The 6,343-nt window shown below is 45.1% G+C and carries 3 protein-coding genes and 6 pseudogenes; 5 read left to right on the top strand and 4 right to left on the bottom strand.

Annotated elements, in window-relative coordinates; genetic code table 11:
• Window positions 1-180: 180 nt before the first annotated feature.
• A pseudogene (gene ispD / locus ACYRY3_RS00155) lies at window positions 181-645 on the bottom strand (2-C-methyl-D-erythritol 4-phosphate cytidylyltransferase); the annotation flags it as partial.
• Between the two features lie 2 nt (window positions 646-647).
• Here ispD and ACYRY3_RS00150 point away from each other — a divergent pair.
• Window positions 648-2,534, top strand: a pseudogene (locus ACYRY3_RS00150) (HAD-IC family P-type ATPase); the annotation flags it as partial.
• Here the strand turns inward: ACYRY3_RS00150 and ACYRY3_RS00145 are convergent.
• From ACYRY3_RS00145 to ACYRY3_RS00135, 3 genes and pseudogenes are all read right to left on the bottom strand, one after another.
• Window positions 2,507-3,163: an MFS transporter gene (locus ACYRY3_RS00145; RefSeq protein ID WP_460199898.1), complete on the bottom strand. Its 657-nt coding sequence runs from the start codon at window positions 3,161-3,163 to the stop codon at window positions 2,507-2,509. The pseudogene ACYRY3_RS00150 and the gene ACYRY3_RS00145 sit on opposite strands and share 28 nt — an antisense overlap.
• A gap of 29 nt (window positions 3,164-3,192) precedes the next feature.
• Window positions 3,193-3,579: pseudogene (locus tag ACYRY3_RS00140) on the bottom strand (diadenylate cyclase CdaA); the annotation flags it as partial.
• A 110-nt stretch (window positions 3,580-3,689) separates the two neighbouring features.
• Window positions 3,690-3,833: pseudogene (locus ACYRY3_RS00135) on the bottom strand (diaminopimelate decarboxylase); the annotation flags it as partial.
• On the opposite strand from ACYRY3_RS00135, the pseudogene apcA reads away from it, so the two are divergent.
• From apcA to ACYRY3_RS00115, 4 genes and pseudogenes are all read left to right on the top strand, one after another.
• A pseudogene (gene apcA / locus ACYRY3_RS00130) lies at window positions 3,827-4,171 on the top strand (allophycocyanin subunit alpha); the annotation flags it as partial. The pseudogenes ACYRY3_RS00135 and apcA overlap by 7 nt on opposite strands.
• A gap of 68 nt (window positions 4,172-4,239) precedes the next feature.
• A pseudogene (locus ACYRY3_RS00125) lies at window positions 4,240-4,461 on the top strand (globin family protein); the annotation flags it as partial.
• A complete protein-coding gene (locus tag ACYRY3_RS00120; protein WP_460199897.1) occupies window positions 4,427-5,752 on the top strand; it encodes a GTP-binding protein in 1,326 nt (441 codons plus the stop codon). The pseudogene ACYRY3_RS00125 and the gene ACYRY3_RS00120, both read left to right, overlap by 35 nt.
• 286 nt (window positions 5,753-6,038) lie before the next feature.
• Window positions 6,039-6,343 (top strand): hypothetical protein (locus ACYRY3_RS00115; RefSeq protein WP_460199896.1); only part of this gene is annotated, 305 nt, incomplete at its 3' end.

Genomic DNA, 6,343 nt, shown 5'->3' with positions numbered 1-6,343 from the left:
CCTTTATCCTTTATCCTTCATCCTTTTTTGGTCATTTACACAGGCAAAGGACAAAGGACAAATGACATAAAGACGAATAACAAGTGTTTGGCAAATTACCATAATATTTGACTCAAGTCAAGAATAATGCGAAACTAAGAGTGATATTTTAGTCGAGCCAAATTATTGTTATAGCTTACGTCAGCCCTCTTCTAGCCTAGTTTTAAGGATGAATTCCGCAATTGTCAAATCTTGTGGAGTTGTTAGCTTTAAATTAGTTTCCTCACCCTGGACAATTCGTACTTCAATACCACATCTCTCAAACAATGCAGCATCATCAGTCACTTCCCAGCCCTGACGCACACCTTCAGCATGGCACTGTTTCAATAAATCAACGTCAAAACCTTGAGGAGTTTGGGCTGCCCACAGTCGTTGTCTGTCAGGCGTACTTTCAATGATTCCATTATCCCCCACGACTTTAATCGTGTCCTTGACTGGTACTGCAGCAATCAATCCAGAACAGTGGCAAATAGCTTCAGCACACCTATTGAGTAGATCGGGTGTGACAAGACATCTAGCTCCATCGTGAATCAAAACTTGCTTTGCAGAGCTACTTAAAGCTTGCAGTCCATTGTAAACCGATTCTTGACGGGTAGAACCCCCCTTTTATCATTTGCAACGGCTACAAGCAAAAAACTTATACCAGTAGAATTGCAGGTTTATTGAATACAGGCTTTAAAAATGTAATACCGGTACTTGATAACAAAGAAGAACTTCAACAATACAAGAAGTCGGTGAAAGTTCCCTTTAAGTTGGGCATCCGCATTGCCGCAGAAGAAGAGCCTACTTTCCCGTTCTATACATCTCGTTTGGGTTTTAGAGCACGCGATGTACTTGAATTTTATGTAGACAAAATTGAAGGCAACGAAGACCGTTTTCAATTGAAAATGCTGCATATCTTCTTGAACAAAGGAATTAAAGATGATATCTATTATTGGAGTGAGTTGAACAAGGTAATCAACCTTTATTGCCAATTGAAAAAGATTTGCCCCGAGTTGGATTCTATCAATATCGGTGGCGGATTCCCGATCAAACACTCTCTAGGATTCGATTATGATTATCAGTTCATGATCAATGAAATTGTACGGAATATTAAGAGTGTTTGTAAGAAAAACAAAGTACCCATGCCCAATATCTTCACAGAATTTGGCAGTTATACAGTGGGTGAAAGCATGGCGCATATTTACAGCGTGATTGGCCAGAAAGTACAGAACGATCGTGAGATCTGGTACATGATCGACTCAGGTGGCATGGATGCTGCCAATATCCTCAAGCCAGCACTTGCAAGAGGCGATCTCCAGTGCATTGGAGCAACTACCCTGGATGAGTACCGCAAGCACATCGAACGTGATGCGGCTCTTGAGCGTCGTTTCCAACCGATTTTGGTGGGTGAACCATCGGTTGAGGAAACTATTGAGATATTATACGGGTTGCGCTCTGCATACGAGCAACATCACAGAGTACAAATTTCTGATGAAGCGGTGGTAGCAGCAGCAAAGTTATCAGATCGCTACATTAGCGATCGCTTCTTGCCCGACAAAGCTATCGACTTGATTGATGAAGCTGGCTCTCGCGTCCGTTTGCGTTATTCTACCAACACCGCCAATCGCGAACTCAAGAAAGAGTTAGCTCAAGTGATTAAATCTAAGAACGAAGCTGTCAGATTACAGGACTTTGATAGAGCCGGTCAGTTGCGCGATCGCGAGTTGGAACTAGAAGCACAATTAAATGAGTTATCACAAAATGATAAGGCAGTCAATAGCCCTATCGTTGATGAGGAAGACATTGCTCAAATTGTTGCTTCTTGGACTGGTGTACCAGTGAATAAGCTGACCGAATCCGAATCAGAGTTGCTGCTGCACTTAGAAGATACATTGCACAGGCTTTACGAGTATTTACCCGCTCAAGAGAAAGCCACGGTCACCCATTTTGAAGAGGTGACGGGCAAAGGGGTATTTGCTACGGTAGAAGGACACGCGGTTAAATTGGGTTCGTCTCAGTTTTTACAGCATCTCAGTGAAAACACCCATAAGAAAACCAAAGTACATGTTGAAATAGATGGGGTTTACAAAGGCAGTTATGTGTTCAACAACCAATACCGCGAAGGCTTGGAGGCTTTGTTTGAACGTTTGAGTGCATCCTATCATTTGGTCGTGCTTTCGGGCGACAACGATGGGGAGCGTAAGATTTTGGAGAAAATGTTGCCCGCAGGAACCTCGTTGGTGTTCAACCAAAAACCCGAAGCGAAGTTGGCCTATATCGAGGCTTTGCAACAAGAAGGCAAAAACGTGATGATGGTAGGGGACGGGCTGAACGATGCCGGTGCTTTGGCCCAGAGTAATGTGGGCCTATCGATTTCAGAAAATGTGAATGTTTTTTCTCCCGCCTGCGATGGGATCTTGGATGCGTCTCAGTTTTCGAAAATTGGCTACTTCCTGCAGTATGCCCGCAATGCGATGAAAATCATCTACATGAGTTTTGCGATTTCACTTCTATATAATGTCGTGGGATTGACCAATCCAACTCCGGCGGCTGCAACGCCAGCACTTTCGGGTACTGGCTGGATGGCACCATGTATGGCATTCGGTGCAATAATTCCGCGACAAAAGGTATTTAGCACTAGTAACGGCATAAGTGTAGCAACTTGCGCTGCACTACTCACTGACACAACCACAAGTGCCACTGATGTAACGACAGCGACAGCTAAGCTAACACTGAGTAACCGTGAAGGTCGCACACCTTGCATACTCCAGCGCCCATTTAGAAATGAACCTACCATAATCCCGAAGGCGGTTGATGCAAATAGCCAACCGTAGACTGTAGTTGAGACACCGAAAATGTTGAGCATCACTAGTGGTGAGCCGGCAACGTAGGCGAACATACACCCAAAGGTCAACGCATTGACAAGGGCATAGCCCAGGCAAATTGGATTCCTGAGAATATGCCAGTAATTATTGATTAGCCGACGTGGTTTGATAGCAGTTACATCACGCCTCTCTAGGGACTCACTCAATCCGAAAGCAACAGCCAGCACGAGCAACAATCCTCCTACAGCCAATACACCATAGATTGCCCGCCAACCAGCAAGCGCCAAAACCCACCCACCAATTGTAGGTGCAATCATTGGTGCTACACTCATCACCAAGTTGACGCTTTAACAGCATCGACAATTTCATCAATTACACTATCAGACTTGGGTACCGCCAGACGAGACGGTTGGAACAGTTGCTTGAATTCGCCTCTTCCCAATTGCTCTAAAAATCGGCGAAACTCTGACTGAAGAGCAACTGCCATTGCTACGGCACAGCCAATCACTAACTTTTCCAAGACAAAGTTCAGCAGATGCAATTCCAATCTGCCACTGACTGCTGATGCTAGCATTAAGATGATGAATCCCCGCACCATCCAAAGTGTTCGGCGCTCACTAATAATAACCAGTATCATGTACGTCAGCGCCAGTACTAACACAATATCCAGAGTCTGAACCAGCAAGGACTGTGACCATAAATATGTCAGCCATTGCTTCCACCAATCTCCCATGACATCTGGCGTTAACCCTTAGCCTTTAATAAAGTTCGGTCAACAGTCAAGAGTCAATAGTCTTGTAGTTCACAGTCAAAAACTATGGACTCCTGACTATAGACTTTTGACTAACTTTTTACTCTTTCAGGTAGGCAATCTTGTCGAATTAAATCTTGATATGTTTCGCGTCGCAAAATCACTTTTGCTTCGCCATTCGCTACTACAACCGCCGCAGGTCTGGGCAAGCGATTGTAGTTAGATGCCAGAGCGTATCGTTAAGCAAGCTGGCGACCAGCTGTTCCAAAAGCGCCCTGATGTTGTTTCTCCTGGTGGCAATGCATACGGTCAAGAAATGACTGCTACCTGCTTGCGCGACCTGGATTACTACCTGCGTCTCATCACCTACGGAATTGTTGCTGGTGATGTTACCCCCATTGAAGAAATCGGTGTTGTAGGCGTTCGTGAGATGTACAAGTCCCTCGGTACTCCTATTGATGCTGTTGCTTCTGGTGTTACCGCTATGAAGAACGTTGCTGCTTCTCTGTTGTCTGCTGAAGATGCTGCTGAAGCTGGTTCTTACTTCGACTACCTCACCGGCGCTATGCAGTAGGGCGAAGCTGTAGTCCTCGGCACGAAATAGAAGTGTTGCAAAACGGTTGGAAATAAGGAAATAACAACATGCAAGACGCAATTACCGCTGTAATTAATTCTTCGGACGTTCAAGGTAAGTACCTGGATACTGGTGCTCTCGAAAAGCTCAAGAGCTATTTCTCCACTGGCGAACTGCGCGTTCGTGCAGCTACCACAATCAGCGCTAACGCAGCTGCTATTGTGAAAGAAGCTGTGGCTAAGTCCCTACTGTACTCTGACATCACCCGTCCCGGCGGTAACATGTACACCAATTGTTGGTCCATATTTAAGTGGAAAAACTACACTCCTGGAAAGTTTGTTATTTGTAACGGGCGCAGTTTCGCGTAAAGGTAGCATCAAGGATGGCAACACTGTAGGAGATAGTGCTGCTGAATCACGCGATCGCCAAATGAGTGTAGAAGTGAGTGCTGCTTGCACCGAGTATAACAACCTTCGCTTTACATTTATTGATTGTCCTGGAAGCGTAGAATTTGCTCAAGAAACATACAATGCCCTGATGGGAGTGGATGCGGCAATTGTGGTTTGCGAACCCATCACAGACCGAGTCCTGACACTTGCACCTCTGTTTAAATTTCTTGACGATTGGGAAATTCCCCACCTCGTCTTCGTTAACAAAATGGATCGGGCTAATATCAACGTTTTAGATACGCTGCACGCCCTGAAAGCTGTTTCCAGCCGTCCCCTAGTCGCGCATCAATATCCCATTATAAAAGCGGAACAGCTAATTGGCTTTATTGACCTGGTGAGCGAAGAAGCTTATAAATACCATCCCGGTGCCCCAGCTGACCCCATCCCCTTCCCTGAAGAGCTCAAAGAAGAAGAACACATCGCACGGGCAGAAATGCTCGAAGCTTTAGCAAATTTTGATGACCATTTACTCCGCCCTGCGGCCATCGACCAATTGAAGGTGCTGGGTGAACAAATTGGAGTAGAAGTATACAGTGAGCCTGAAAATAAGAACGCCGTTCAAATTGCGGAGAACGCATTGAAAGAGGCGAGAAGTAAGAATAAAAACGTGATCATCGTGGATACGGCAGGTCGTTTAGCGATCGATGAAACCATGATGACCGAGGTAGCCAATATTAAATCGGCAGTAAAACCACAGGAAATCCTCTTTGTAGTGGATTCCATGACTGGTCAGGATGCGGTGAATACTGCCAAAGCCTTCAACGACCGACTCGATTTCACTGGGGTGGTGCTCACCAAGTTAGACGGTGATACCCGCGGTGGTGCTGCCCTCAGTATCAAATACACGGTAAACAAGCCAATCAAATTTGTAAGCAGTGGGGAGAAAATGGACACTTTGGATGTGTTCTACCCCGAGCGTATGGCGCAGCGTATCCTGGGCATGGGTGATATTACCTCGCTCGTGGAGAAGGCTCAAGCCCAATTTGATGAGGAGCAGGCGAAGAAATTAGAAAAGAAAATCCGCAAGAATCAGTTTGATTTTGAGGACTTTAAGCAACAATTGGATCAGATCAAGAAGATGGGTAACCTGAAAGATCTAACGTGGCTCAGAAGTACTCTCAATAGGTGTTAACTTGGCTTGATACTTTTTTTCAGTTTCTGTGTGTCAACTAACGAATAATATCATGTTAGGTTAATAACTTATAAAATAATTTGTTCGTAGTAGCGCTATGGCTGACGCCAAGCTACGCGAACAGCGCATGCATCGTAACGACAAACTTAGTGTAAGTGTTTACCCGAACATGATATAACTTCGATACGCAGGGGAGGAATTTCTAAGTGGGATCTAGAATTACCAAACTATAGGGAAAGGGATGATAATACAGTGAAGGTTATTGTGATGATTGCTATTGCCATCTATGCCGCTAAACTTTACCTTCGCCCTGAGTCAGCAGCAAAGCTTTGAACTACGCTGTGATTGTGGTTCACGTTACTTGGATAAACCGGAGTTAGCAGCGCTGATTGATTTGTCTGAGCAAAAATACTACACTCAAGAAACAGACAGCTTACTCGATATAACCCAGCTGGGACGGCAACTTTATCAATGGCTGGATGGGAAGGAAGGATGGCTAAGAAGGGCACTAGACGAAGCGGATGAGCAGACGATTTATCTAGATTTAATTCAAACCAGTGAAGCTCAGGGGTTGAACGCAGATACAGAACG

The sequence above is a fragment of the Scytonema sp. NUACC21 genome, assembly GCF_054684315.1.
This window is presented reverse-complemented; position numbering and strand designations above follow the sequence as displayed.